Genomic DNA, 507 nt, shown 5'->3' with positions numbered 1-507 from the left:
TGGCTTGCTCTTATTCATCGATTGCTGTAAATAGCAGGGTTCGCAAGACTATTTGGGCGATTTCAGGAGAGGCAAATAAACTACCAAGCAAGATTAGTCTGTCTACTAAGCACGCTATATTTATAATGTAAATTTTTATCGTGTTAGCACTTATAACCCGACAGATTATCTGTCTTTAAAATTTCTTCTGCGGGTGGCGGTCAACGATTTCTGGGTGAGCAACTAGGGCCTCTCCTCCCTTAGCCGTCAGGGCATAGCCTCGCAGACTATACCAGTCCTGCTTCACTATAGACCTGAGCCATACTTTGGTCTAAATCAGCTCGCTTCATCTTGGACAGGCCCTTGACCTCCTTGCTCTTAAGAAAATCCTTGATTTGTCCTGCCCGCAAATATTGCAGGGACTCTTGGGCAGTCATTAAGCGAACATAGCCTGCCTCAATCAACCAATCCAACTCCTTTTGGGCATCAATGCCATAGGTGGTATAAAAATACTTGTGCAGGGGGCTT

The 507-nt window shown here is 45.0% G+C and carries 1 protein-coding gene; it reads right to left on the bottom strand.

The annotated features are described in order from the left end of the window. Positions 1-266: 266 nt before the first annotated feature. Positions 267-507, bottom strand: a 241-nt coding sequence (locus tag FH871_RS34695) for a hypothetical protein (protein WP_212768357.1), incomplete at its 5' end; no start/stop codon positions are given.

Source organism: Larkinella sp. C7, assembly GCF_006149005.1.
Taxonomy (GTDB): Bacteria; Bacteroidota; Bacteroidia; order Cytophagales; family Spirosomataceae; genus Larkinella.
This window is presented reverse-complemented; position numbering and strand designations above follow the sequence as displayed.